The organism is Streptomyces sp. Ru71 (genome assembly GCF_002920535.1).
In the GTDB taxonomy this organism is placed as follows: domain Bacteria; phylum Actinomycetota; class Actinomycetes; order Streptomycetales; family Streptomycetaceae; genus Streptomyces.
The window spans coordinates 114,497-139,543 of sequence record NZ_PQSS01000010.1; the positions used below are offsets into that span (position 1 = coordinate 114,497).

Here is a 25,047-nt window from a genome sequence, read left to right on the forward strand (position 1 = left end):
TGCCGGGGCGAGCCGACAGCGCCGTCAAGGTCGCACGGGCCCGAGAAGGAATTAGTACGACAAGCCGATGAAATGCCCGCTTCCCTCCAGAGGGTGATTTCTTGACCCATTTGCGCCGAACATCCATGCCTGGCCTTTACTCTGCATTACGATTCATTTACCGATTGTTGGTAATCCCGCCGCTGTACGCCGTGACCCACGGCCGCGACCGACCCCGCCCCGCGGCGGGGCCCCACCAGTTCCGCGACCGCGCCACCCGGAGGAGACGGGAACATGTCAGCCTGCACCCCAGCCCGCACCAGCGACACGACGCGCACCGAGCGCGTCCACCCGCCCCACAGCCCACCGCCCGCCCCGCGCCGCCGCTTCGGCCTCGCCGGTGCCGACGTGTCCGCCTCGATCGCGGTCTTCCTGATCGCGCTGCCCCTGTCCCTCGGCATCGCGCTCGCCACCGGAGCGCCCCTGCAGGCCGGCCTCGTCGCGGCCGCCGTGGGAGGACTCGTCGCCGGCCGACTCGGCGGCTCCGCCCTCCAGGTGAGCGGCCCCGCCGCCGGGCTCACCGTCGTCACCGCGGATCTCATCCACCGCTACGGCTGGCGGACCACCTGCGCCATCACCGTCCTCGCCGGAGCGGCCCAACTCGGCCTCGGCTGCCTGCGCGTGGCACGCTCCGCGCTCGCCGTCAGCCCCGCCGTCGTGCACGGCATGCTCGCCGGCATCGGCGTCACCATCGCCGTCGCCCAGCTCCACATCGTCCTCGGCGGCACCCCGCAGAGCTCCGTACTCGCCAACCTGCGCGCCCTGCCCGCACAGTTGGCCGGCCTGCAGCCCGCCGCGGTGACCGTCAGCGTGCTCACCCTGGCCCTGCTGCTGCTCTGGCCGCGTCTGCCCGGCCGGACGGGACGCCTGCTGCGCGCGGTCCCCGCGCCCCTCGTCGCGGTCGCCGCGGCCACCGCGGTCGCCGCCCTGGCCGGGCTCGCACTGCCCCGGGTCGAGCTGCCGTCGTGGCGCAGCCATGCCCTGCCGGCGCTCCCCGAGGGACCGGTGCTCGGCCTGATCGCCGCCGTGCTCACCATCACCCTCGTGTGCAGCGTGCAGTCACTGCTCGGCGCGGTCGCCGTGGACAAGCTGGTCGCCTCCCGCTCCGGACCCGGCGCCCGGATCCACCGCTCGGACCTGGACCGCGAGCTGCTCGGGCAGGGCGCCGCGAACATCGTCTCCGGCGCGCTCGGCGGGCTGCCCGTCGCGGGTGTGGCCGTGCGCAGCACCGCGAATGTGCGCGCGGGTGCGGTGAGCCGGAACTCCACGATGCTGCACGGCGTTCTCGTAGTGGTCGCCGCGCTGCTGATGGTCCCGCTGCTGGAGCTCATCCCGCTCGCCTCGCTCGCCGCCCTGGTGATGGCCGTCGGCGTCCAGATGGTGTCCCTGCACCACATCCGCACGGTGACCCGGCACCGGGAAGCGGTGGTGTACGCCGCCACCACCCTGGGCGTGGTGTTCCTCGGCGTCCTGCAGGGCGTGGCAATGGGGATCGCCGTGGCCGTCGCGGTCGCCCTGAACCGCCTCGCCCACACCCGTGTCACGCACTTCGAGGAGGAGGGAGTCCATCACGTACGCGTCAGAGGCCAGTTGACGTTCCTGGCGGTGCCCCGGCTCAGCCGGGTGCTGCATCTCGTGCCCCACGGCTCCCATGCCGTCGTGGAATTGGACGGGTCGTTCATGGACCACGCAGCGTACGAGTCCCTGCAGGACTGGCAGAAGACGCACACCGCACAGGGCGGCACCGTCGACCTGACCGGCCGCCGCGAGGGCGTCCGGCTGGACGGCGCACCCGCCGAAGCCCATCCGGGCACGCCACCCGCCGGGACGGCGGGTACGGCACTCGCCGGACCGCCGCGGACGGCAGCCGGCACGCCCGGCGGGTACCAGCTGGCCCACGGCATCGAGGCCTTCCAGCGCGACACCGCTCCGCTGGTGCGGGGTGAGCTGGCGCGGCTGGCCCGGGAGGGGCAGAGACCGTCGCAGCTGTTCCTCACCTGTGCCGACTCGCGGCTGGTCACCTCGATGATCACCTCCAGTGGTCCGGGAGACCTGTTCGTGGTGCGCAACGTGGGCAACCTCGTGCCCCTGCCGGGCGCGGAGGGCGGGGACGACTCGGTGGCGGCCGCGATCGAGTACGCGGTGGACGTGCTGAAGGTGCGGTCCGTCACGGTGTGCGGGCACTCCGGCTGCGGCGCCATGCAGGCGCTGCTCGGCTCCGAGCCCGGGCGAGCCCGGACGCCGCTGAGACGGTGGCTGCGGCACGGGCTGCCGAGCCTGGAGCGCATGGCCGACGCCGAACGGCCCCAGCCGAGGCTGGCCGGGCGGTCGCCCGCCGACGCGGTGGAGCAGCTGTGCCTGACCAATGTGGTGCAGCAGCTGGAGCACCTGCGCGCGCACGAGTCCGTGGCCCGGGCCCTGCGCGAGGGGGCGCTGGAGCTGCACGGGATGTACTTCCACGTCGGCGAGGCGCAGGCGTACCTGCTCACCGGAGCGGACGGAGCGGACGCCGGTGAGGAGGACCGTCTGTTCGACCGGGTGCGGGCGACCGGCCTGCCAGGGTGACAACAGGTCTAAACCAATTCCCCGGCGGCCCTTGTCATCGCACCCTCCGGTCTGATGAGCTGTGGCCTGGGACACAACGGACACCCTGAGAAAGGGAGATGTCGTGAGCAACGAGAGCCTGGCCAACCTCTTGAAGGAGGACCGTCGCTTCGCGCCGCCCGCCGACCTGGCCGCGAACGCCAACGTCACGGCAGAGGCGTACGAACAGGCCAAGGCTGACCGGCTCGGCTTCTGGGCCGAGCAGGCCCGGCGGCTGAGCTGGGCCAAGGAGCCGACCGAGACGCTCGACTGGTCGAACCCGCCGTTCGCCAAGTGGTTCAAGGACGGGCAGCTCAACGTCGCGTACAACTGCGTCGACCGCCATGTCGAGGCCGGCCACGGCGACCGGGTCGCCATCCACTTCGAGGGTGAGCCCGGCGACAGCCGCGCGATCACCTACGCCCAGCTCAAGGACGAGGTCTCCAAGGCGGCCAACGCCCTGCTGGAGTTGGGCGTGCGCAAGGGCGACCGGGTCGCGATCTACATGCCGATGATCCCCGAGACGGCGATCGCGATGCTCGCCTGCGCCCGGATCGGCGCCGCCCACTCGGTGGTGTTCGGCGGCTTCTCGGCCGACGCGCTCGCGACCCGCATCCAGGACGCCGACGCGCGCGTGGTCATCACCGCCGACGGCGGCTACCGGCGCGGCAAGCCGTCCGCCCTCAAGCCGGCTGTGGACGAGGCGGTCGGCCGCGTGGACAACGTCGACCACGTGGTCGTCGTACGCCGTACCGGCCAGGACGTCGAGTGGACCGACGGCCGGGACGTGTGGTGGCACGAGGTCGTGGAGCGGCAGAGCGCCGAGCACACGCCGGAGGCGTTCGACGCCGAGCACCCGCTGTTCATCCTGTACACGTCCGGGACGACGGGGAAGCCGAAGGGCATCCTGCACACCTCCGGCGGCTACCTCACCCAGACGGCGTACACGCACTGGGCGGTCTTCGACCTGAAGCCGGAGACGGACGTCTACTGGTGCACCGCCGACGTCGGCTGGGTCACCGGCCACTCCTACATCGTCTACGGCCCGCTGGCCAACGGCGCGACGCAGGTGATGTACGAGGGCACGCCGGACACCCCGCACCAGGGCCGGTTCTGGGAGATCGTGCAGAAGTACAAGGTCACGATCCTGTACACCGCGCCGACGGCGATCCGGACGTTCATGAAGTGGGGCGACGACATCCCCGCCAAGTTCGACCTGTCCAGCCTGCGGGTGCTGGGCTCGGTGGGCGAGCCGATCAACCCCGAGGCGTGGATCTGGTACCGCAAGAACATCGGCGCCGACACCACCCCCGTGGTGGACACCTGGTGGCAGACGGAGACCGGCGCGATGATGATCTCGCCGCTGCCCGGCGTCACCGCGGCCAAGCCCGGCTCCGCGCAGACCCCGCTGCCCGGCATCAGCGCCACCGTCGTCGACGACGAGGCGAACGAGGTGCCCAACGGCGGCGGCGGTTACCTGGTGCTCACCGAGCCGTGGCCGTCCATGCTGCGCACCATCTGGGGCGACGACCAGCGGTTCATCGACACCTACTGGTCGCGTTTCGAGGGCAAGTACTTCGCCGGTGACGGCGCGAAGAAGGACGACGACGGCGACATCTGGCTGCTGGGCCGGGTGGACGACGTCATGCTCGTCTCCGGGCACAACATCTCCACCACCGAGGTCGAGTCCGCCCTGGTCTCGCACCCGTCGGTGGCCGAGGCGGCCGTGGTCGGCGCCACCGACGAGACGACCGGGCAGGCGATCGTCGCCTTCGTGATCCTGCGCGGTACGGCCTCCGAGGACGACGGCCTGATCGACGAGCTGCGCAGCCACGTCGGCGCCACGCTCGGCCCGATCGCCAAGCCCAAGCGCATCCTGCCGGTGGCGGAGCTGCCCAAGACCCGCTCGGGCAAGATCATGCGCCGGCTGCTGCGGGACGTGGCCGAGAACCGGCAGCTCGGGGACGTGACGACGCTGACCGACTCCACCGTCATGGACCTCATCCAGGCCAAGCTGCCGAAGGCGCCCAGCGAGGACTGAGCCCACAGGCCCCGCGGGGCCGACAGGGCGACAGGGCGACAGGCGCCCGGCGCAGCACGCGCCGGGCGCCTGTTTTGTCTCTAGCGTGAAGTTCACCGGATTCCGCCGGGCGCACCCGCCGCATGTTAGGTAAACTAAGCAAAGCGTCAAGGACGCGACAACGACAACGGTGCGCCGGGAAGCCTGGTCGGCATGTGTTCCGCGCTGCCCACCTTCCGGAGGTCTCACCGTGACCGCGCCCCGCACCACCGCCACCCGCAAGGTCCTCGGCCGTCTGTCGCTGCCGGAGCGGACCTTCGTCGCGGACGCGCTGCGCACCGAGACCGTGGGCGGTGTGCTGCTGCTGCTCGCCGCGGTCGCGGCCCTCACCTGGGCGAACATACCGGCGCTCCAAGACAGCTACCACAGCGTCAGCCACTTCCACTTCGGCCCCGAAGCGCTCGGCCTCCATCTGTCCGTGGCGCACTGGGCCGCCGACGGACTGCTGGCGATCTTCTTCTTCGTCGCCGGGATCGAGCTCAAGCGCGAACTGGTCGCCGGGGACCTGCGCGAGCCGAAGGCCGCCGCACTGCCCGTCGTGGCGGCGCTGTGCGGCATGGCCGTGCCCGCGGTGGTCTACGCGGTCACCAACGCCATCGGCGGCGGCTCGCTCGGCGGCTGGGCGGTGCCCACCGCCACCGACATCGCGTTCGCCCTCGCCGTCCTCGCCGTCATCGGCACCTCACTGCCCAGCGCGCTGCGCGCCTTCCTGCTCACCCTCGCCGTCGTCGACGACCTCTTCGCGATCCTGATCATCGCGGTCTTCTTCACCGACCGGATCGACTTCGCCGCGCTCGGCGGCGCGGTCGTCGGCCTCGCCGTCTTCTGGCTGCTGCTGCGCCGGGGCGTACGCGGCTGGTACGTGTACGTGCCGCTCGCGCTGGTGATCTGGGGGCTGATGTACAACAGCGGCGTCCACGCCACCATCGCCGGCGTCGCGATGGGCCTGATGCTGCGCTGCACCACCCGTGACGGCGAGGAACACTCCCCCGCCGAGCACATCGAGCACCTGGTGCGGCCGCTGTCGGCGGGGCTCGCCGTGCCGCTGTTCGCTCTGTTCAGCGCGGGCGTCTCGATCACACCGCAGGCGCTCGGGGACGTCTTCACCAAGCCGGAGACGCTGGGCGTGGTCCTCGGTCTGGTCGTCGGCAAGACGATCGGCATCTTCGGCGGCACCTACCTGACCGCCCGCTTCACCCGGGCCTCCCTCAGCGAGGAACTGGCCTGGGCGGACGTCTTCGCGGTGGCGTCCCTGGCCGGCATCGGATTCACCGTCTCGCTGCTGATCGGCGAGCTGGCCTTCGAGGGCGACGCCCTCCTCACGGACGAGGTGAAGGCCGCCGTCCTGACCGGTTCGGTGATCGCGGCGGCGGCGGCGACCGTGCTGCTCAAGATACGGAACGCCAAGTACCGCCGGCTGGTCGAGGCGGAGGAGCGTGACGAGGACCTCGACGGCATCCCCGACATCTACGAGGAGGACGACCCGGCGTACCACCTGCGCATGGCCGAGATCTTCGAGCGCAAGGCCGAGGAACACCGCCGCCTGGCCGAGCAGAAGGGCGCCGAGCGCGAGGGCACCGCCGGGGGCGAGGGCGCCGAGGGCGAGGGCGCCGGGAAGCGCCGTACGGCATGACGAGGGCGCGGCCCATCGCCGTACCGCATGGCACAAGGGCGCTGCCCATCGCCGTACCGCACGACACCGGGTAGGCGGTCGCGCGGCACGCGGTAGGCGAAGTGGCGGGCGGGGAAGGCGAGGAGCATCACCGTCCGGCATGATCTGACGGGACGGTACAAAAGACGGGACCCGACGCAGTCCGGCGGACACGTCAGGCGGATACGGACCCGAACGCGAGAGAGGGAGACCGCGATGAGCGCACCCGACGGCAGCCCGGTCGGCGCCGAACGCAGCATCGGCCAGCTGTTCGCCTCCGCGACGACCGAGTTGTCGGCGCTGGTGCACGACGAGATCGCGCTGGCGAAGGCGCAGCTCAAGCAGGACGTCAAGAAGGGCGCGGTGAGCGGCGGCGCGTTCAGCGTGGCCGGCGCGGTGCTGGTGTTCTCGCTGCCGATGCTGAACTTCGCCCTGGCCTACGGCATCCACGCCTGGACCGGCGGCCACAACGGCCGGGGCGGCTGGAACCTCGGCTGGTGCTTCCTGCTGTCCTTCGCCGCGAACGTCCTGATCGCGGGCCTGCTCGCGCTGCTCGGCGTGATCTTCGCCAAGAAGGCCAAGAAGAGCAAGGGCCCGCAGAAGGTCGCCGCGTCCATGAAGGAGACGGCCGGCGTGCTGCAGAAGGCCAAGCCGCACCCGCGTCCGGTCGTCCCCGCGCTGGAGGACCGCAAGCCCGAGGCCATCGAGGCTGTGGCACGCTCGTCCTCATGACGGACCCCGCCACCCCCTCGGCCCAGCCGCAGCCCACCGCCTCGGACGTACGCATCGACCTCCCCGGCGGGCGGAAGGTGAAGCACCGGGACGTCGCCGCCAACGGCGCCCGCTTCCACATCGCGGAACTGGGCGACGGCCCGCTGGTGATGCTGGTGCACGGCTTCCCGCAGTTCTGGTGGACCTGGCGGCACCAGCTGACCGCGCTGGCCGACGCCGGCTACCGGGCCGTCGCGATGGACCTCAGAGGCGTCGGCGGCAGCGACCGTACGCCGCGCGGCTACGATCCGGCCAACCTCGCCCTCGACGTCACCGGCGTGATCCGCTCGCTGGGCGAGCCGGACGCCGCGCTGGTCGGCCACGACCTGGGCGGCTACCTCGCCTGGACGGCGGCCGTGATGCGCCCCAAGCTGGTCCGCCGGCTCGTCGTCGCCTCCATGCCGCACCCGCGGCGCTGGCGCTCGGCGATGCTCGGCGACGTCCGCCAGTCCCGGGCCGGCTCCCACATCTGGGGGTTCCAGCGGCCCTGGATCCCCGAGCGGCAGCTCACCGCCGACGGCGGCGCGCTGGTCGGGCGGCTGATCCGGGACTGGTCCGGGCCGCGCCTGCCCGACGACGAGGCGGTCGAGACCTATCAGCGCGCGATGTGCATCCCCTCCACGGCGCACTGCTCGGTGGAGCCCTACCGCTGGCTGGTGCGCTCGCTGGGCCGTCCGGACGGCGTGCAGTTCTACCGGCGGATGAAGCGGCCCGTGCGCGTGCCGACGCTGCATCTGCACGGCTCGCTCGATCCGGTGATGCGCACCCGCAGCGCCGCCGGCTCCGGCGAGTATGTCGAAGCGCCCTACCGCTGGCGGCTGTTCGACGGCCTCGGCCACTTCCCGCACGAGGAGGACCCGGTCGCGTTCTCCACCGAACTGGTCAACTGGCTGAAGGATCCCGAACCCGATCGGTGACCGTGCGAACGCGCCCGGTATCCGGACCTGAACACCTGTCCCTCGAACGGCCAATTGCCGCCCGCATAGGCCAATTGAGGGGCCGGGAGGCGGTTATCGACCTTGGGGCGGGGGCAGACGTCGGGGTATGGGCTGGACGCACGACTACAGTGACGTAGCACGCAACCGCCGCTCGGGCAGCACCCTGAGCACCCACCAGCGGGGCGGCACCCCGCAGCTGACGGGGAACGACCCACGGGTGGGAATTCCGCGCATCCTGCGCCGCCGCGCCCGGTGGGTGTCCGTACGCCTGCGTCACCCGCGCGGCTGAGGCGACATCACCGCCGTCGAGATCCTCGACGACGCCGCCCACCGGGGACCTCACCACCTGGCCTCACAGCACACACCACGCCTCACAGGGCGCAAGTGTCGCTGTCCACCTGCTGGTTCGCACTGCGCCCCTTGGCGATGTCGTCCTTGATCTCGTCCATGGTGAGTGCGTAGCCGGTGTCGGCGTCGTCCAGGGACTTCGCGAAGACCACGCCGTACACCTTGCCCTCGGGCGTGAGCAGCGGGCCGCCGGAGTTGCCCTGGCGCACTGTGGCGTACAGCGAGTACACGTCACGGCTGACGGTGCCGCGGTGGTAGATGTCCGGGCCGTTGGCCGTGATCCGCCCGCGGACCCGGGCGGCGCGCACGTCGTACGAGCCGTTCTCCGGGAAGCCGGCCACGATCGCGCCGTCCCCGCTGGAGGCGTCCCCCGTGGAGAACCGCAGCGCGGGCGCGTCGAGGTCGGGCACGTCCAGTACGGCGATGTCGCGCCGCCAGTCGTACAGGACGACCGTCGCGTCGTACTTGCGGCCCTCGCCGCCTATCTGCACGGTGGGCTCGTCGACGCCGCCCACCACGTGCGCGTTGGTCATCACGCGGCGGTCGCCGAAGACGAAGCCGGTGCCCTCCAGCACCTTGCCGCAGCCCTGCGCCGTGCCCATCACCTTCACGATGGAGCGCTGGGCGCGCACCGCGACCGGGCTGTTCACCAGCGCCGGGTCGGGCGGCTGGACCTCCTTGATCGGCTCGTTGGAGAACGGGCTGAACACCTGCGGGAAGCCGTTCTGCGCCAGGACCGAGGTGAAGTCCTTGAACCAGGTGTCCGCCTGCGCGGGCATCGCCTCGGACACACCCTGCAATATCTTCGAGCCGCGGACCTCCCGGCCCAGCGTGGGCAGCGTGGTCTGCGCCAGCGCGGAGCCGATCAGCCAGGCCACCAGCAGCATCGCCACCACGTTGACCAGCGCGCCGCCGGTGGCGTCCAGGGCGCGCGCCGGGGACCAGGTGATGTACCGGCGCAGCTTGTTGCCGAGATGGGTGGTCAGGGCCTGGCCGACCGAGGCGCACACGATCACCACGACGATCGCGACGACCGCCGCGGTGGTGCTCACCTCGGCGTTGTCGGTCAGCGCGTCCCAGATGACCGGCAGCGTGTACACGGCGACGAGACCGCCGCCGAGGAAGCCGATCACCGACAGGATGCCGACGACGAAGCCCTGGCGGTAGCCGACCACCGCGAACCAGACGGCCGCGACCAGCAACAGGATGTCCAGCACGTTCACGTCAGACACCCTGTCATGCGCGCCAGTCGAGCGGGACCTGACGGTCGCGGTCCCAGGGGACCTCCCAGCCGGAGTAGTGCAGCAGACGGTCGATCACGCCGGCGGTGAAGCCCCACACCAGAGCGGATTCGACCAGGAATGCCGGGCCTCGGTGGCCCCTGGGGTGGAGGGCGGTGGCGCGGTTGGCGGGGTCCGTGAGATCCGCCACGGGGACGGTGAAGACACGCGCGGTCTCGGCCGGGTCCACCACGCCGACCGGGCTCGGCTCGCGCCACCAGCCCAGCACCGGTGTCACCACGAAGCCGCTGACCGGGATGTACAGCTTGGGCAGCACCCCGAAGAGCTGCACCCCGGCCGGGTCCAGCCCGGTCTCCTCCTCCGCCTCGCGCAGCGCGGCCCGCAGCGGGCCGTCCCCGGTGGGGTCGCCGTCCTCGGGGTCGAGGGCGCCGCCCGGGAAGGACGGCTGCCCGGCATGCGATCTGAGCGACCCGGCGCGCTCCATCAGCAGCAGCTCGGGACCGCGCTCGCCCTCGCCGAAGAGGATCAGGACGGCCGACTGACGGCCCCCGCCGTCCTCGGGCGGCAGGAAGCTGCTGAGCTGCAGCGGCCGGACCGTCTCGGCGGCCCGGACCACCGGGTCCAGCCAGTCCGGCAGCCCGTCCTTGCTCAGCGTCACCGGGCCGCCCTGTGTGTTGCTCGCTCGCGTCATCGCCACCCCCGTCGTCCTGCCCAGTCCAACGACCGGCGACACCGAGATCGTTCCGTCATCGGGCGCCCTCCGCCTCACCCGGCCCCCAGCGGCGGCGCCGGCTTCCCGCCCGCGTCCAGGTAGGCCTGGGGCGGGCTGAGCCGCTGGCCGGGGAAGCCGCCCTTCTCGTACTTCAGCAGCTTCTTCGCCTTCTCCGGGTCGGTCTCGCCCTCGCCGTACGCCGGGCACAGCTCGGCGATGGGGCAGGCGCCGCAGGCGGGCTTGCGGGCGTGGCAGATGCGGCGGCCGTGCCAGATCACGTGGTGCGACAGGTCCGTCCAGTCGCTCTTCGGGAACAGCGCGCCGACCGCGGCCTCGATCTTGTCCGGGTCGGTCTCGTCGGTCCACTTCCAGCGCCGCACCAGCCGCTGGAAGTGCGTGTCCACGGTGATGCCCGGACGGCCGAAGGCGTTCCCCAGCACGACGAACGCCGTCTTGCGCCCGACGCCGGGGAGTTTGACGAGGTCCTCCAGCCGGCCGGGCACCTCGCCGCCGAACTCCTCGGTCAGCGCCCTCGACAGCCCTATCACCGACCTGGTCTTGGCCCGGAAGAAACCGCAGGGACGCAGGATCTCCTCGACCTCCTCGGGGTTGGCCGCGGCGAGGTCCTCGGGGGTGGGGTACTTGGCGAACAGCGCCGGGGTCGTCTGATTGACCCTCAGATCGGTGGTCTGGGCGGACAGCACGGTCGCCACCAGGAGCTGGAAGGGGTTGGTGAAGTCCAGCTCGGGGTGCGCGTAGGGGTAGACCTCGGCGAGCTCGCGGTTGATCCGGCGGGCACGGCGGACGAGGGCGGTGCGGGACTCACCCGAGGGGGCCTTCTCCGTGATCGTCTGCGCCGGGGGCACGCCCTTGACGGCGGCGGTGGCCTTCTTGGGGGCGACGACGGCCTTCTTCAGGGCGGGTGCCTTCTTGACGGCGGTCTTCTTGACGGGAGGCTTCTTTGCGGCGGTCTTGGCGGGGGCCTTCTTCGCGGCGGCCTTCTTCGCCGTCGTCGTCTTCTTCGCGGTCGTCTTCTTCGCCGCCGGGGCCTTCTCGGCGGGCGCCTTCTTCGCGGTGGCCTTCTTGGCCGTCGTCGTCTTCTTGGCCGTCTTCTTCGCCGTCGTCGCCGCCTTCTTCGCCGTCGCCGTCTTCTTCACACCCCTCTTGGGGGCCGCCTTCTCCCCAGCCGCCCCGTGTGTGGCGTTTGTCGCATTTTCACCACCGCCCGAGCCCTGTTCGCCCACAGCGGAATCCCGACGTACAACCACCCGCCCAGCCCCCTTGGCCTGTGCTCTCACCGGCGATTTGGACACCCGGCCAGCCTAAAGCCCGGCACCGACATCCGCCCCGGACCGCGAAGATCGGCGCCCAATTGGCCCCCTGCCGCGTACCCCGGGACAGGTGTGCGGCATCCTTGTGACAGATCACACTGTTTGGACCGTCCGGCAAAATGGGCACCACGGACCCCTGGTACACCGGGGGAACAAGATCCCCTGAGCAGGTCGAATAGGAGAGAACTCGTGGACGACGTTCTGCGGCGCAACCCGCTCTTCGCGGCGCTCGACGACGAGCAGGCCGCGGAGCTCCGCGCCTCCATGACGGAGGTGACCCTCGCACGCGGCGACTCCCTGTTCCACGAGGGTGACCCCGGTGACCGGCTGTATGTCGTCACCGAGGGCAAGGTGAAGCTGCACCGCACCTCCCCCGACGGGCGCGAGAACATGCTCGCGGTGGTCGGCCCCGGAGAGCTGATCGGTGAGCTGTCCCTCTTCGACCCGGGCCCCCGCACCGCGACGGCGACCGCGCTGACCGAGGTCAAGCTGCTGGGCCTGGGCCACGGCGACCTCCAGCCCTGGCTGAACGCCCGCCCCGAGGTGGCCTCCGCGCTGCTGCGCGCCGTCGCCCGTCGCCTGCGCAAGACCAACGACGCCATGTCGGACCTGGTCTTCTCGGACGTGCCCGGCCGTGTCGCGCGTGCCCTGCTGGACCTGTCCCGCCGCTTCGGCGTGCAGTCGGAGGAGGGCATCCACGTCGTCCACGACCTCACACAGGAGGAGCTGGCGCAGCTCGTCGGCGCGTCCCGCGAGACGGTGAACAAGGCGCTCGCCGACTTCGCCCAGCGCGGCTGGCTGCGTCTGGAGGCGCGTGCCGTGATCCTGCTGGACGTGGAGCGCCTCGCGAAGCGCTCGCGCTGACACCGGGGCGGCCCGGCGACCGCACTCACGCCGACGCCGGGACGGCCCCGGGCGAAAGCGGCTGCCCGCGCCGAAGCCCGGCAGCCCGGCGCCCGACGAAAAAGCGGCTGCTCGCGCGCTCGCCGGCAGGCAGAGTGCGCGCATGGCCGACATCGCCGTGCGTCCCGGACTGGACGCCCAGGGCTTCCTGACCCGCGAGGGTTCCCTCACGCGCGTGCAGCGCCCGTTCCGCCCGGTCGTGGCGGCCGCCCGCGAGCGGCTGCCCGCCCTGTTCGGGAGGCGGCTGCACGGCGCGTACGTCTACGGGTCGATCCCGCGCGGCACCGCGCGCGTGGGCCGCAGCGACCTGGACCTGTTCGTCGTGCTGCGGGACGAGCCGACCGACGCGGACCGGGACGCCGTAGGGGTCCTCGGCGAGGTGCTGGACGAGCGGTTCGAGCAGATCGACGGCGTCGGCACGCTGCTGTACGGCCGGGAGCGGCTGCTGAGCGAGGCCGAACGTTACGACCTCGCCTGGTTCGTGGCCTGTCTGTGCACCCCGCTGACCGGCGACGACCTCGCCGTGCACCTGCCCCGCTACCGGCCCGACTCCCGGCTCGCCCGGGAGACCAACGGCGACCTCGCCGCCCTGCTGCCGGGCTGGCGGGAGCGCATCGCCGGCGCCGGGGAGGCCGAGCGCCTGCGGTGCGTGCGCTTCATGTCCCGCCACCTGGTCCGCACGGCGTTCACCCTGGTGATGCCCCGCTGGCAGGGCTGGACCAGCGACCTGCACGAGATGGCCGAGGCGTTCGCGGGCTACTACCCCCAGCGCGCCGGGCAGCTGCGCACGGCCGCCCGGTACGGCTACGGCCCCGTGGCCGACCCGGCCGTGCTGCGGGCGTACGTCGACGACCTCGGCCCCTGGCTGGCGCACGAGTACACGCGCGTGCACGGCACGAAGGGCACGCGCGCGTAGGTCCGCGCGCGTAGGTCCGCGCGCCGGACTAGATCAGCCCGTGCTCGCTCAGGTAGTCCAGCTGGGCCCGTACCGACAGCTCCGCCGCCGGCCACAGGGAGCGGTCGACGTCGGCGTACACGTGCGCGACGACCTCGGCGGGCGTGCGGTAGCCGTCCTCGACGGCCGTCTCGACCTGGGCGAGGCGGTGGGCGCGGTGGGCGAGGTAGTACTCGACGGCGCCCTGGGCGTCCTCCAGGACGGGCCCGTGACCCGGCAGGACCGTGTGCACGCCGTCGTCGACGGTCAGCGAGCGCAGCCGGCGCAGCGAGTCCAGGTAGTCGCCGAGGCGGCCGTCCGGGTGCGCCACGACCGTCGTACCGCGGCCGAGGATCGTGTCGCCGGTGAGGACCGCCCGGTCGGCAGGGAGGTGGAAGCACAGGGAGTCCGCGGTGTGCCCGGGGGTGGGCACGACCCGCAGCTCCAGGCCGCCGACCGTGATCACGTTCCCGGCGGACAGGCCCTCGTCGCCCAGGCGCAGCGCCGGGTCGAGGGCACGCACGCGCGTGCCGGTGATCTCGGCGAACCGGGCGGCGCCCTCGGCGTGGTCCGGGTGGCCGTGCGTGAGCAGGGTGAGGGCGACGCGCTTGCCGGCCCGCTCGGCGGTGTCGACGACGGCCCGCAGGTGGCCCTCGTGCAGCGGGCCGGGGTCGATCACGACGGCCAGGTCGGAGTCCGGCTCGGAGACGATCCAGGTGTTGGTGCCGTCCAGGGTCATCGCGGAGGCGTTGGGCGCGAGGACGTTGACCGCGCGCTCGGTCGCCGGCCCGGTGCGGACCGCGCCGCGCGGCTGGCCGGGGAGGGTACTGGCGTCGGTCATGCTCAGGCTCCAGCGGTCGGAGTCGTCGGGATGTGCTTGGTGAACTCGTCGTGCCCCGGCCAGGTCAGCACCACCTCGCCGTCCTCCAGCCGGGCCTTCGCCAGCACCGGCGTCATGTCGCGGGCGGGCGCGGCGGCCAGTGCCTCGGCCGCGGTGGCGTACGGCGTGAGCTGGCGCAGCGTGGCGATGGTGGGCGGCATCATCAGCAGCTCGCCCTTGTCGTAGCCGGCGGCCGCGTCGGCCGGGCGGATCCACACCGTGCGGTCGGCCTCCGTGGAGGCGTTGCGGGTGCGCTGGCCGGCGGGCAGGGCGGCGACGAAGAACCAGGTGTCGTAGCGTCGCTGTTCGAACGCGGGGGTGATCCAGCGGGTCCAGGCGCCCAGCAGGTCGGAGCGCAGGACGAGGCCCCGGCGGTCCAGGAACTCGGCGAACGACAGCTCACGGGCCACCAGGGCGGCACGGTCGGCCTCCCAGTCGTCGCCCGTGGTGTCACCGACGACCGTCTCGGGCGTCGGCCCGGCGAGCAGGACGCCGGCCTCCTCGTACGTCTCGCGGACGGCGGCGCACACGACCGCCTGGGCCGCCGCCTCGTCGTCCACGCCGAGCCGATCGGCCCACCACGCGCGCGTGGGGCCCGCCCAGCGGACCAGGGAGTCGTCGTCGCGCGGGTCGACGCCCCCGCCCGGGTAGGCGTACGCGCCCCCGGCGAAGGCCATGGAGGCGCGTCTGCGCAGCATGTGGACGGCCGGGCCGCCGTCGGCGTCCCTCAGCAGCATGACGGTCGCCGCGCGCTTGGGCGCGACCGGAGTGAGGGTGCCGTCCGCGAGAGCGCGGATGCGGTCCGGCCAGTCCGGGGGAAACCACTGCCCATTCGCCATGGGCGGAGGCTATCCCGTGGTGAGCGAATGTTCGAGAGGCGATCGGGTGGGCCGGCTCAGGGGGCCAGCTCGACCTGGATCTCGACCTCGACCGGCGCGTCCAGGGGCAGCACCGCCACGCCGACCGCGCTGCGCGCGTGCACGCCCTTGTCGCCGAGGACCTGGCCGAGCAGCTCGCTCGCGCCGTTGACGACGCCGGGCTGGCCGGTGAAGTCGGACGCCGAGGCGACGAAGCCGACGACCTTCACCACGCGCGCGATGCGGTCCAGGTCGCCCACGACCGACTTCACGGCGGCCAGGGCGTTGAGCGCACACGTGCGTGCCAGGTCCTTGGCCTCCTCGGGGGTGACCTCGGCGCCGACCTTGCCGGTGACGGGCAGCTTGCCCTCGACCATCGGCAGCTGGCCCGCGGTGTACACATACGGCCCGGACTGCACGGCCGGCTGGTAGGAGGCGAGCGGCGGCACGACCTCCGGCAGGGTCAGACCGAGCTCGGCCAGCTTCGCTTCGACGGCGCTCATGCCTGCTTCTCCCGCTTCAGGTAGGCCACCAGCTGCTCGGGGTTGTTCGGGCCGGGCACGACCTGGACGAGCTCCCAGCCGTCCTCGCCCCAGGTGTCCAGAATCTGCTTCGTGGCATGGACGAGCAGCGGCACGGTTGCGTATTCCCACTTGGTCATGGGGGCGACTGTAGCCGCTGTCCACGGCCGGGCTGTCGGCCGACCGGGACGGTGTTGTCCACAGGCTGCCGCTTGAGTGAGGCACGGACTGGTTACGCTCGAAGACGTGAGCAGGCTCCAGGTCGTCAGCGGCAAGGGCGGGACCGGAAAGACGACGGTCGCCGCCGCCCTCGCGCTGGCCCTCGCGACGGAGGGGAAGCGGACGCTTCTCGTCGAGGTCGAGGGCCGGCAGGGCATCGCGCAGCTCTTCGAGACGGAGGCGTTGCCCTATGAGGAACGCAAGATCGCCGTCGCGCCAGGGGGCGGGGAGGTGTTCGCCCTCGCCATCGATCCCGAACTGGCGCTGCTGGACTATCTCCAGATGTTCTACAAGCTCGGCAGCGCCGGCCGGGCCCTGAAGAAGCTCGGCGCGATCGACTTCGCCACCACCATCGCGCCCGGTCTCAGGGACGTACTGCTGACCGGCAAGGCGTGCGAGGCGGTGCGCAGAAAGGACAAGTCGGGACGGTTCGTCTACGACTATGTCGTGATGGACGCGCCGCCGACCGGACGCATCACCCGGTTCCTGAACGTCAACGACGAGGTCGCCGGGCTGGCGAAGATCGGCCCGATACACAATCAGGCGCAGGCCGTGATGCGGGTGCTGAAATCGCCCGAGACGGCCGTGCACCTGGTGACGCTGCTGGAGGAGATGCCGGTCCAGGAAACCGCGGACGGCATCGCCGAGCTGCGGGCGGCACGGCTGCCGGTGGGCCGGATCATCGTGAACATGGTGCGGCCCGAGCTGCTGGACGCCGAGGAACTGGACCTCGTACGGACCACACCGCGCACGGCGCTCGCGCAGTCGCTGTCGGCGGCCGGGCTCGGCGGGGCGCGGCGCGGCGGGCACGCCGAGCGGCTGGTGGTGCCGCTGCTGGAGCAGGCCGAGGAGTACGCCGAGCGGCACGCGCTGGAGCAGGAGCAGCGGGCCACGCTCGGCGAGCTGGGGCTGCCGCTGCACGAACTGCCGCTGCTCGCCGAGGGCATGGACCTGGCGGGCCTGTACGAACTCTCCCACGAGCTGCGGAGGCAGGGGATCGCATGAGTCCGGACCCGACCCACGCCCCGGAGGGGGCTCGCGCCTCGGAGGGGGCCCGCGCCTCGGAAGGGTCTCGCGCCCCGGAGGGGGCCCGGGGGCTCTCCCACGCGCGCGTGCTCGACGTCGATCCGATCCTCGACGACCCGAAGACCCGCATCGTGGTGTGCTGCGGATCGGGCGGAGTCGGCAAGACGACCACCGCGGCGGCGCTCGGCCTGCGGGCCGCCGAGCGCGGGCGCAAGGTGGTCGTGCTCACCATCGACCCCGCCAAGCGGCTCGCGCAGTCCATGGGCATCGACTCGCTCGACAACGTCCCGCGGCGGGTGAAGGGCATCGAGGACTCCGCCGGCGGCGAGCTGCACGCGATGATGCTGGACATGAAGCGCACTTTCGACGAGATCGTCGAGGCGCACGCGGACGGCGAGCGGGCCGCCGTCATCCTGAACAACCCCTTCTACCAGTCGCTCTCGGCGGGCTTCGCGGGCACGCAGGAGTACATGGCGATGGAGAAGCTGGGCCAGCTGCGGGCCCGGGACGAGTGGGACCTGATCGTGGTGGACACACCGCCGTCCCGCTCCGCGCTGGACTTCCTGGACGCGCCCAAGCGGCTGGGCTCGTTCCTGGACGGCCGGCTGATCCGGCTGCTGACGGCGCCGGCGAAGCTGGGCGGCCGGGCCGGGATGGCCTTCCTCAACGTCGGCATGTCGATGATGACGGGCACGCTCGGCAAGCTGCTCGGCGGTCAGCTGCTGAAGGACGTCCAGACGTTCGTGGCCGCGATGGACACGACGTTCGGCGGGTTCCGCACGCGCGCCGACGCGACGTACAAGCTGCTGCAGGCGCCCGGTACGGCCTTCCTGGTGGTGGCCGCTCCGGAGCGGGACGCGCTGCGCGAGGCCGCGTACTTCGTGCAGCGGCTGGCGGCGGAGAAGATGCCGCTGGCCGGGCTGGTGCTCAACCGCGTCCACGGCAGCGGCGCGGCCCAGCTGTCGGCCGAACGGGCCCTCGCCGCCGCCGAAAATCTTGAGGAAGGCGGCATTGTGGATCAGGAGGCCGGGAAAGCTGGACTTCGTAACTCTCCCGACACGTACGGAAGTTCAGGAACAGAACGGCCACAGGCTCCCGAGCGGCCCGATCGCCCCGAGGATCCACCCGCCTTCCGGCCCGACGAGGCTCCCCGGCCCGCCGAAGAAGGCGACCAGAACGTCGATCGGCTCACCGCCGGCCTGCTGAGGCTGCATGCCGAGCGGATGCAGCTGCTCTCCCGGGAGCAGCGCACGCGGGACCGCTTCACCGCGCTCCACCCCGAGGTCGCGGTGGCCGAAGTGGCCGCACTGCCCGGCGATGTGCACGACCTCGCGGGACTGCGGGACATCGGCGACCGGCTCGCGGCCAACCGGCCGGAACTGCCGTAGGGGCTGCCTCGGCGTGCCGGCGCGCTGCCTCGGCGTGCGCGGTGCTCTTGCGTGCCGCTTCGGCGTGCGCGGTGCTGTCGCGTGCCGCCTCGGCGTGCGCAGTGCTAGTTGCAGCGGCCTCGACGTGCGCAGTGCTGTCGCGTGCCGCTTCGGCGTGCGTGTGTAACCGGGGCTGCCCGGGCACGTCTGCCCGAGCGGCGTCGCCGCCTGTCAGCGCGGCGTGCCGGGGGCATGGTCGTCGTCGCAGAGAGACCTACCGCTCGACGTCGGTGCACACTGCCGTACACCTGAACGCGAGCGATACCGGCGTCTTCCTGCGCGCCGTCAGCTCACCGCGGCGTACACCTGCTCGTCGTCGAGGGGCACGATGCCCGCGCCGCGCTCGTACTCCGTGCGTGCGGTCTCCAGGAGCCGGCGCCAGGAGGTGACGGTCGGCCGCCTGCGCAGCAGAGCGCGGCGTTCCCGTTCCGTCATGCCTCCCCACACGCCGAACTCGACGCGGTTGTCGAGCGCGTCGGCCAGGCATTCGGTGCGTACCGGGCATCCGGTGCACACCGCCTTGGCCCTGTTCTGCGCTGCTCCCTGAACGAACAGTTCATCCGGATCGGTAGTGCGGCAGGCCGCCTGCGCACTCCAGTCGGTTACCCAGCCCATACCGGCGCCGTCCTCTCCCGAATCGAGGCTCCCCCACGGCGGCAGCGGCATATTCACCGCCGCCAGTTGAGGACGTTACGGAAGGTGGGCACAGCGCAACACCCCCAGCGGGCCCAATCTTGAATGGCCCGAACGGACTATGGGGAAGCGGCAGATCACCCGGGGGAGTGAGCTGGCGACATACGCGACTCTCCCGGCAAACCGGGGCAGTTCCGACCTGCCACAACGGACGCCGAATGACACACAAGGCGGATTCGGACACGCCACCCTCACGGAAAACTCCCGCGGACTTCCGCGTACTTCCGCAGGCTCCCGCCTGCTTCCGCGGAAACGGGGTACCTCCGGAACGATTCGGGGTCGCCGGACGTATTGATACGTGGCCGCACTGCTGTGACAGTTGAGAGCAGCTTAGGCCAAGGCATATACGCGTGTCCGGCGAATGAGAACGTAGGCTGCCCTCATGCCAAAGAAGCGCTCGGGCGGTGGTCTGTCGCCAACGCAGCAGGCCGCCAAGTTCCTCGGTGTCAGTGTGCTCGCGGGAGCGGTGCTGGCCGGTATCGCGCTGCCCGCGGTCGGCGCGCTGGGCCTGGCCGCCAAGGGCTCGGTGGAGAGCTTCGACGAGCTCCCGGTCAGCCTGAAGACCCCGCCGCTGAGCCAGCGCACCACCATCCTCGACGCCGACGGCGGCCAGATCGCCACGGTCTACTCCCGTGACCGCACGGTGGTGGCCCTGAAGAACATCTCGCCGTACATGCAGAAGGCGATCGTCGCCATCGAGGACTCGCGCTTCTACCAGCACGGCGCGATCGACCTGAAGGGCGTGCTGCGCGCGCTGAACAAGAACGCGCAGAGCGGCGGCGTCGCGCAGGGCGCGTCCACGCTGACGCAGCAGTACGTCAAGAACGTCTTCGTGGAGGAGGCCGGCGACGACCCGACGAAGGTCGCCGAGGCCACCCAGCAGACCCTCGGCCGCAAGATCAAGGAACTGAAGTTCGCGATCCAGGTCGAAGAGGAACTGGGCAAGAAGAAGATCCTTGAGAACTACCTGAACATCACCTTCTTCGGCGAGCAGGCCTACGGCGTCGAGGCCGCCTCCCAGCGCTACTTCTCCAAGTCCGCCAAGGACCTCAACCTCCAGGAGTCGGCCCTGCTGGCCGGCATCGTCCAGTCGCCGAGCCGCTACGACCCGGTGAACGACGAGGCCGAGGCCACCAAGCGGCGCAACATCGTGCTGCAGCGCATGGCCGAGGTCGGCGACGTCTCCCAGGCCGAGGCCGACCGCGCCAAGGCGGCCCCGCTCGGCCTGAAGGTCAGCAAGCCCAAGAACGGCTGCATCACGGCGGCCAAGGGCGCGGGCTTCTTCTGCGACTACGTCCGCGAGGTCTTTCTGACCGACCCGGTCTTCGGCAAGACCCGCGAGGAGCGGGCCAAGGTCTGGAACCAGGGCGGTCTGACCATCCGCACCACGCTCGACCCGCAGGCCCAGGAGTCGGCGCAGGCGTCGATCAAGCAGCATGTGCGGCAGAGCGACGACGTGGCGACCGCCGCCACCATCGTCGAGCCCGGCACCGGCAAGATCCTGGCGATGGGCCAGTCACGGCCGTACGGCTTCGGGAAGAACGAGACGCAGATCAACCTCTCGGTCAACCAGCGGATGGGCGGCGGCGCCGGCTACCAGCCCGGCTCGACGTTCAAGCCGATCGTGGCGGCGGCGGCGCTGGAGGGCGGCATGCCCGCCACGAAGTCGTACTCCTCGCCGTACGAGATGGAGTACCCGCACCCGGTCGCGGCGTGCGACGGCAAGCGGTGGAACGAGAAGGGCGTCAAGCTCACCAACGAGAACGAGTCGGAGTCCGGCCCGTACTCGATGAAGGAGGCGACGGCGAAGTCCGTCAACACCTACTTCATCCAGATGATCAGCGAGATCGGCATCTGCCCGGTCACCGAGATGGCGCAGAAGATGGGCGTCCAGCGGGCCGACGGCAAGAAGATGGTCCAGGCCCCGTCCATCGCGCTGGGCACCCAGGAGATGTCCCCGCTGACCATGGCGAACGCGTACGCGACCTTCGCCTCGCGCGGCATGTACTGCACGCCGGTCGCCATCGAGTCGATCAGCCAGCGCATCGGCGACCAGACGAAGTCGCTCCCGGTGCCGAAGTCGACCTGCTCGCGCGCGATGTCCGAGAAGACCGCCGACACCATCAACACGCTGCTGCGCGGCGTCGTCGAGGACGGCACCGGCAAGCAGGCGGGCCTCGACAGCCGCCCGAGCGCCGGCAAGACCGGTACGACGGACGAGCGCTACGCGGCCTGGTTCGTGGGCTACACCCCGAACATGGCGGGCGCGGTGTGGGTCGGCGACCCGCAGCACAAGCGGAAGATGCAGCAGATCTCCATCGGCGGCGTCTGGCACGCCAAGGTCTACGGCGGTGAGGTCCCCGGGCCGATCTGGAAGGACATGATGTCCGGGGCGCTGCAGGGCCGGCCCGCCCCCGACTTCTCCCTGGTCGACATCCCCGGCGGCGACAAGGACAAGGACAAGGACAACGGCCGCGACGACGGCAACAACGGCGGCGACCAGGGCGACGGCGGCTTCATCGGCGGCCTGATCGGCGGCGACAACGGCGGCGGCCTGCCCACCCCGTCCCTCCCCGACGGCTGGATCCAGGGCAACGGCAACGGCGGGAACAACGGCAACGGCAACGGGGGCGGCGGCAACTGGCCGTGACGTCCGGGCCGCGCCGGGAGCGGTGAGATGCCCAGGTGATACGCCGATGGGGGCGCCCTTGCGAGAAGGGGCGCCCCCATCGGCGTATGCGTATGGGATGCGGGGAAGGCCGGCGTCGGGCGGCGAGGCTTCAGCCGCGATGGGCTCAGCCGGCAGAGGCATCGGCTCGCGACGGCGCCGGCCGGCGAAGACATCAGCCGACGAAGACGTCAGCTGGCGAAGACATCAGCCCCCGCGCAGGCGTCAGCCGACGAAGACGTCAGCCCTGTGCGAGGCATCAGCCGGCGAAACGCCAGCCGCGCGGGCGTCAGCCGGCGAGCTGGGCCTTCACCGCGGCGGCGACGCGGCCGCCCTCGGCCTGGCCGGCCACCTTCGGGTTCACGATCTTCATGACGGCGCCCATGGCACGCGGGCCCTCGGCGCCGGCCGCCTTGGCCTCGGCGACGGCCGCGGCGACGATCTCGGTCAGCTCCTCGTCGGACAGCTGCTTGGGCAGGTAGGCGGCGAGGACCTCGCCCTCCGCCTTCTCCCGCTCGGCCTGCTCGGCACGACCGCCCTGGGCGAAGGCCTCGGCCGCCTCGCGGCGCTTCTTCGCCTCGCGGGTGATCACCTTCTGTACCTCGTCGTCGGAGAGCTCGCGCTTCTCCTTGCCCGCGACCTCCTCCTTGGTGATCGCGGCGAGCGTCAGCCGGAGCGTCGAGGAGCGGAGCTCGTCGCGCTCCTTGATCGCGGCGTTGAGGTCTTCCTGCAGCTTCGACTTGAGCGTGGTCATGGGGGTGATTGTCGCAGGTGCGGAAGGCGAGACGCCCGTTGATTTAACAGCGGCCGCCGGGCGGGGGTTCCACGGGCGAGGTCCGAGGCGGTGGCCCGTGGTTGTCCACAGGCCACACGGCCACGCGACGGCATCTGACACGATGTCCATATGCGCGCGCGATACAAGGTCCCCCTGGGAATCGCGGCGGCTGGCGCCGCCGGTCTGGTGTACGCGGCGGGCTTCGAGGCCCGCTCGTTCCGTCTGCGGCGGGTGACCGTGCCCGTCCTGCCGTCCGGGATGCGCCCACTGCGCGTGCTGCAGGTCTCCGACATCCACATGGTCGGCGGACAGCGCAAGAAACAGCGCTGGCTGCGCTCACTGGCCGGGCTCCGCCCCGACTTCGTGATCAACACGGGTGACAACCTCTCCGACCCGGAGGGCGTTCCCGAGGTGCTGGACGCGCTCGGCCCGCTGATGGACTTCCCGGGGGCGTACGTCTTCGGCTCCAACGACTACTACGGCCCGCGCCTGCGCAACCCCGCTCGCTATCTGGTCGAGAAGGTCCAGGGCAAGCATGGACTGAACGGCAACCCGCCCGCCGTCGGGGTGGTCCACAACCCCTGGGAGGACCTCCGTGACGGCTTCGACGCGGCCGGCTGGCTGAACCTGACCAACACCCGCGGAACACTGAAGATCGACGGGCTCGCGGTGGAGCTGACCGGCCTGGACGACCCGCACATCAAGCGGGACCGCTACACCCGAGTCGCCGGCGGCCCCTCCGGATCGGCCGACTTCTCGATGGGCGTGGTCCACGCGCCCTACCTGCGCGTCCTGGACTCCTTCGCCGCGGACGACTACCCCCTGATCCTGGCCGGCCACACCCACGGCGGCCAGCTGTGCATCCCGTTCTACGGCGCCCTGGTCACCAACTGCGACCTGGACACGGACCGGGTGAAGGGCCTGTCCACCCACACGTCCGAGGGCCGAACCGCCTACCTGCACGTCTCCGCAGGCTGCGGCACGAACCGCTACACCCCGGTCCGCTTCGCCTGCCCCCCGGAGGCGACGCTGCTGACGCTGGTGGGGAAGGAGCGCTGAGGCGGGCGGCCAGGCGGAGGGGCTGACGAGGGGGATGACGGCTGGACGGACGGGGTGAGGGCCGGACGGAGGGACTGCCGTACGGGGCGGGGTCGGTGTGACGGACGGGCAAGGTCCAAGAGACGCGCCCCGCCACCCGGACGGTCTAACCCAAAAAGCCCCCTCACCCCATTCCTCCTACCTTGAGGGCATGACCGCCCCGATACCCAGGGACATCCCGGACCTGCCCGCGATCCCGGGAACCCACCCCGCAGTACTGCCCTCCCCGGTCCCCGCCGCGGCGGTGGTGCCCCCGGTCCGCCGCCCGCTGACGGCCGTCTTCCGCATCCTGACGGCCCTGCTGGCCGCGGCAGGCGTCACCCTCTACCTGCTGCTGGGCAGCGCCCCGCGCGTACTGAGCTACTTCACGATCCAGAGCAGCATCCTGCTGGCCGTGGTCTCCCTGCTCTCGGCCCGCCGCGCCTGGACGGCCCGCCGCCCCCTGCCCTCGGCACTCACAGGCGCCACGCTGCTCTATATCGTGATCACAGCCCTCGTCTACCACCTACTGCTCGCCAACACCGCGAGCCCCTTCTCCATGACAGGCACCGGCGCCCCCACGGGCTGGCCGGCGGTGGCCAACCAGCTCCTGCACACGGCGGCCCCCGCGGCAGCGGTCCTGGACTGGCTTCTGCTCACCACCCCGGGCCACCTGCACCTGCGCCAAGCCGCGGCCTGGCTGCTGTACCCGCTGGCCTACCTGGCCTTCTCCCTGGCCCGAGCGGAGCTGCTCCTGCCCGGCACGCCGGCCCGCTACCTCTACCCCTTCCTCGACGTGGAGCAGCACGGCTACAAGAGCGTCCTCGCCAACGCCCTCCTGCTGGGCCTGTCCTTCTACGCCCTGGCGCTCGTGCTGGTGGCCCTGGACCACACCCGCCCGAACCCCCTCCGCCGCCACCGGCGCCCCCGCACCAAAACCGGATTTCGTCTCCGGCCGCCAGTGGGCTAAAGTAAACGACGTCGCCGCGACAAGCAGCGACACCGGGGTGTAGCGCAGCTTGGCAGCGCGCTTCGTTCGGGACGAAGAGGTCGTGGGTTCAAATCCCGCCACCCCGACAGCCGCAGAAACAGGTCAGGGACCTACGGATATCCGTAGGTCCCTGACCTGTTTCTGCCTGCATGTCCATCTGCGTGACTACCGCTCCGGCCCCCGCTTGAAGATGCCGTCCATGACAATCGCACCGGTCTGGATCACGGGCCGGATCTGTTTCCGGTAGACCTGAACGGTCACGGCCGTTCCGGAGTGGCCGAGCCGTCCTGCGCGTGCCGGTGCATGTTCGCAAGCTGTTGCGCATCGACGTGTATGAGGTGACGGACGACGGCGTGGTACGCCGATTGCCGGCATAGAGGGG

At 71.4% G+C, this 25,047-nt stretch carries 22 protein-coding genes, 1 tRNA gene and 1 pseudogene; 14 read left to right on the top strand and 10 right to left on the bottom strand.

Annotation, left to right across the window (positions count from 1 at the left end; translation table 11 throughout):
• The first annotated feature begins 273 nt into the window (after positions 1-273).
• The 6 genes from C3489_RS09165 (at position 274) to C3489_RS39225 (ending at position 8,351) form a co-directional block, all read left to right on the top strand.
• Positions 274-2,604, top strand: a complete 2,331-nt coding sequence (locus tag C3489_RS09165) for a bifunctional SulP family inorganic anion transporter/carbonic anhydrase (RefSeq protein WP_103781257.1) — start codon at positions 274-276, stop codon at positions 2,602-2,604.
• Between the two features lie 103 nt (positions 2,605-2,707).
• Entirely contained in the window at positions 2,708-4,663 is a 1,956-nt protein-coding gene (acs, locus tag C3489_RS09170) for an acetate--CoA ligase (RefSeq protein ID WP_103781258.1), read from the top strand.
• A gap of 229 nt (positions 4,664-4,892) precedes the next feature.
• A complete protein-coding gene (gene nhaA, locus C3489_RS09175) occupies positions 4,893-6,335 on the top strand; it encodes a Na+/H+ antiporter NhaA (RefSeq protein ID WP_103781259.1) in 1,443 nt (480 codons plus the stop codon).
• Between the two features lie 234 nt (positions 6,336-6,569).
• Complete coding sequence (locus C3489_RS09180; protein WP_103781260.1) at positions 6,570-7,085, top strand: phage holin family protein; 516 nt, start codon at positions 6,570-6,572, stop codon at positions 7,083-7,085.
• Positions 7,082-8,041: an alpha/beta fold hydrolase gene (locus C3489_RS09185; protein WP_103781261.1), complete on the top strand. Its 960-nt coding sequence runs from the start codon at positions 7,082-7,084 to the stop codon at positions 8,039-8,041. The genes C3489_RS09180 and C3489_RS09185 overlap by 4 nt, the downstream gene beginning before the upstream one ends.
• A 127-nt stretch (positions 8,042-8,168) precedes the next feature.
• Entirely contained in the window at positions 8,169-8,351 is a 183-nt protein-coding gene (locus C3489_RS39225) for a hypothetical protein (protein WP_103781262.1), read from the top strand.
• Positions 8,352-8,433: 82 nt separating this feature from the next.
• On the opposite strand, the gene C3489_RS09195 is transcribed toward C3489_RS39225, so the two are convergent.
• From C3489_RS09195 to nth, 3 genes are all read right to left on the bottom strand, one after another.
• The gene (locus C3489_RS09195; protein ID WP_103781263.1) at positions 8,434-9,633 is read right to left on the bottom strand and encodes a MarP family serine protease; all 1,200 of its coding nucleotides are present in this window, start codon (positions 9,631-9,633) and stop codon (positions 8,434-8,436) included.
• A gap of 13 nt (positions 9,634-9,646) precedes the next feature.
• A complete protein-coding gene (locus tag C3489_RS09200; protein WP_103781290.1) occupies positions 9,647-10,342 on the bottom strand; it encodes a CoA pyrophosphatase in 696 nt (231 codons plus the stop codon).
• A 74-nt stretch (positions 10,343-10,416) separates the two neighbouring features.
• Positions 10,417-11,520 carry an endonuclease III gene (gene nth / locus C3489_RS09205; RefSeq protein WP_103781264.1) on the bottom strand — a complete coding sequence of 368 codons (1,104 nt, stop codon included), beginning with the start codon at positions 11,518-11,520 and terminating at the stop codon, positions 10,417-10,419.
• Between the two features lie 363 nt (positions 11,521-11,883).
• Here nth and C3489_RS09210 point away from each other — a divergent pair, with 363 nt between their 5' ends.
• Entirely contained in the window at positions 11,884-12,558 is a 675-nt protein-coding gene (locus tag C3489_RS09210; RefSeq protein WP_103781265.1) for a Crp/Fnr family transcriptional regulator, read from the top strand.
• Positions 12,559-12,700: 142 nt separating this feature from the next.
• Complete coding sequence (locus tag C3489_RS09215) at positions 12,701-13,513, top strand: nucleotidyltransferase domain-containing protein (RefSeq protein WP_103781266.1); 813 nt, start codon at positions 12,701-12,703, stop codon at positions 13,511-13,513.
• A gap of 28 nt (positions 13,514-13,541) precedes the next feature.
• Here C3489_RS09215 and C3489_RS09220 read toward each other — a convergent pair whose 3' ends face one another.
• The 4 genes from C3489_RS09220 to C3489_RS09235 are packed head-to-tail and all read right to left on the bottom strand — an operon-like array spanning position 13,542 to position 15,929.
• The gene (locus tag C3489_RS09220) at positions 13,542-14,372 is read right to left on the bottom strand and encodes an MBL fold metallo-hydrolase (RefSeq protein ID WP_103781267.1); all 831 of its coding nucleotides are present in this window, start codon (positions 14,370-14,372) and stop codon (positions 13,542-13,544) included.
• A gap of 2 nt (positions 14,373-14,374) precedes the next feature.
• A complete protein-coding gene (locus tag C3489_RS09225; protein WP_103781268.1) occupies positions 14,375-15,250 on the bottom strand; it encodes an NUDIX domain-containing protein in 876 nt (291 codons plus the stop codon).
• A 56-nt stretch (positions 15,251-15,306) separates the two neighbouring features.
• Entirely contained in the window at positions 15,307-15,771 is a 465-nt protein-coding gene (locus C3489_RS09230) for a RidA family protein (protein ID WP_103781269.1), read from the bottom strand.
• Positions 15,768-15,929, bottom strand: a complete 162-nt coding sequence (locus tag C3489_RS09235; protein WP_003975360.1) for a DUF4177 domain-containing protein — start codon at positions 15,927-15,929, stop codon at positions 15,768-15,770. Before C3489_RS09235 ends, C3489_RS09230 begins: the two co-directional genes overlap by 4 nt.
• A gap of 106 nt (positions 15,930-16,035) precedes the next feature.
• On the opposite strand from C3489_RS09235, the gene C3489_RS09240 reads away from it, so the two are divergent.
• Together C3489_RS09240 and C3489_RS09245 are read left to right on the top strand one after the other, a co-directional pair.
• Positions 16,036-17,013, top strand: coding sequence for an ArsA-related P-loop ATPase (locus tag C3489_RS09240; RefSeq protein WP_103781270.1), 978 nt, complete (start codon positions 16,036-16,038; stop codon positions 17,011-17,013).
• On the top strand, positions 17,010-18,422 hold the full coding sequence (locus tag C3489_RS09245; RefSeq protein WP_103781271.1) for an ArsA family ATPase: 1,413 nt from the start codon (positions 17,010-17,012) through the stop codon (positions 18,420-18,422). The genes C3489_RS09240 and C3489_RS09245 overlap by 4 nt, the downstream gene beginning before the upstream one ends.
• Positions 18,423-18,746: 324 nt before the next feature.
• Here the strand turns inward: C3489_RS09245 and wblA are convergent, their stop codons facing one another.
• Positions 18,747-19,076: a transcriptional regulator WblA gene (gene wblA, locus C3489_RS09250; RefSeq protein ID WP_181139590.1), complete on the bottom strand. Its 330-nt coding sequence runs from the start codon at positions 19,074-19,076 to the stop codon at positions 18,747-18,749.
• Positions 19,077-19,536: 460 nt separating this feature from the next.
• On the opposite strand from wblA, the gene C3489_RS09260 reads away from it, so the two are divergent.
• Positions 19,537-21,804, top strand: coding sequence for a transglycosylase domain-containing protein (locus C3489_RS09260; RefSeq protein WP_103781273.1), 2,268 nt, complete (start codon positions 19,537-19,539; stop codon positions 21,802-21,804).
• A 307-nt stretch (positions 21,805-22,111) separates the two neighbouring features.
• On the opposite strand, the gene C3489_RS09265 is transcribed toward C3489_RS09260, so the two are convergent.
• Positions 22,112-22,576: a GatB/YqeY domain-containing protein gene (locus C3489_RS09265; protein WP_103781274.1), complete on the bottom strand. Its 465-nt coding sequence runs from the start codon at positions 22,574-22,576 to the stop codon at positions 22,112-22,114.
• Positions 22,577-22,726: 150 nt separating this feature from the next.
• Between C3489_RS09265 and C3489_RS09270 the strand changes: the two genes are divergently transcribed.
• The 3 genes from C3489_RS09270 to C3489_RS09280 all read left to right on the top strand — a co-directional run bounded on the left by C3489_RS09270 (position 22,727) and on the right by C3489_RS09280 (position 24,751).
• A complete protein-coding gene (locus C3489_RS09270; RefSeq protein ID WP_103781275.1) occupies positions 22,727-23,656 on the top strand; it encodes a metallophosphoesterase in 930 nt (309 codons plus the stop codon).
• Positions 23,657-23,846: 190 nt separating this feature from the next.
• Positions 23,847-24,644 carry a Pr6Pr family membrane protein gene (locus tag C3489_RS09275; RefSeq protein ID WP_103781276.1) on the top strand — a complete coding sequence of 266 codons (798 nt, stop codon included), beginning with the start codon at positions 23,847-23,849 and terminating at the stop codon, positions 24,642-24,644.
• Positions 24,645-24,677: 33 nt separating this feature from the next.
• Positions 24,678-24,751: transfer RNA gene (locus C3489_RS09280), tRNA-Pro, on the top strand.
• Between the two features lie 79 nt (positions 24,752-24,830).
• On the opposite strand, the pseudogene C3489_RS39230 reads toward C3489_RS09280, so the two are convergent.
• Positions 24,831-24,947 (bottom strand): annotated as a pseudogene (locus C3489_RS39230) (site-specific integrase); the annotation flags it as partial.
• Between the last annotated feature and the right edge of the window lie 100 nt (positions 24,948-25,047).

Bases quoted from the DNA above. Each gene is read 5' to 3' on its own strand.
- C3489_RS09165 (WP_103781257.1), top strand. From the start codon at position 274: ATGTCAGCCTGCACCCCAGCCCGCACCAGCGACACGACGCGCACCGAG.
- C3489_RS09180 (WP_103781260.1), top strand. From the start codon at position 6,570: ATGAGCGCACCCGACGGCAGCCCGGTCGGCGCCGAACGCAGCATCGGC.
- C3489_RS09185 (WP_103781261.1), top strand. From the start codon at position 7,082: ATGACGGACCCCGCCACCCCCTCGGCCCAGCCGCAGCCCACCGCCTCG.
- C3489_RS39225 (WP_103781262.1), top strand. From the start codon at position 8,169: ATGGGCTGGACGCACGACTACAGTGACGTAGCACGCAACCGCCGCTCG.
- C3489_RS09200 (WP_103781290.1), bottom strand. From the start codon at position 10,342: ATGACGCGAGCGAGCAACACACAGGGCGGCCCGGTGACGCTGAGCAAG.
- C3489_RS09215 (WP_103781266.1), top strand. From the start codon at position 12,701: ATGGCCGACATCGCCGTGCGTCCCGGACTGGACGCCCAGGGCTTCCTG.
- C3489_RS09220 (WP_103781267.1), bottom strand. From the start codon at position 14,372: ATGACCGACGCCAGTACCCTCCCCGGCCAGCCGCGCGGCGCGGTCCGC.
- C3489_RS09225 (WP_103781268.1), bottom strand. From the start codon at position 15,250: ATGGCGAATGGGCAGTGGTTTCCCCCGGACTGGCCGGACCGCATCCGC.
- C3489_RS09230 (WP_103781269.1), bottom strand. From the start codon at position 15,771: ATGAGCGCCGTCGAAGCGAAGCTGGCCGAGCTCGGTCTGACCCTGCCG.
- C3489_RS09235 (WP_003975360.1), bottom strand. From the start codon at position 15,929: ATGACCAAGTGGGAATACGCAACCGTGCCGCTGCTCGTCCATGCCACG.
- C3489_RS09245 (WP_103781271.1), top strand. From the start codon at position 17,010: ATGAGTCCGGACCCGACCCACGCCCCGGAGGGGGCTCGCGCCTCGGAG.
- wblA (WP_181139590.1), bottom strand. From the start codon at position 19,076: ATGGGCTGGGTAACCGACTGGAGTGCGCAGGCGGCCTGCCGCACTACC.
- C3489_RS09260 (WP_103781273.1), top strand. From the start codon at position 19,537: ATGCCAAAGAAGCGCTCGGGCGGTGGTCTGTCGCCAACGCAGCAGGCC.
- C3489_RS09265 (WP_103781274.1), bottom strand. From the start codon at position 22,576: ATGACCACGCTCAAGTCGAAGCTGCAGGAAGACCTCAACGCCGCGATC.
- C3489_RS09270 (WP_103781275.1), top strand. From the start codon at position 22,727: ATGCGCGCGCGATACAAGGTCCCCCTGGGAATCGCGGCGGCTGGCGCC.
- C3489_RS09275 (WP_103781276.1), top strand. From the start codon at position 23,847: ATGACCGCCCCGATACCCAGGGACATCCCGGACCTGCCCGCGATCCCG.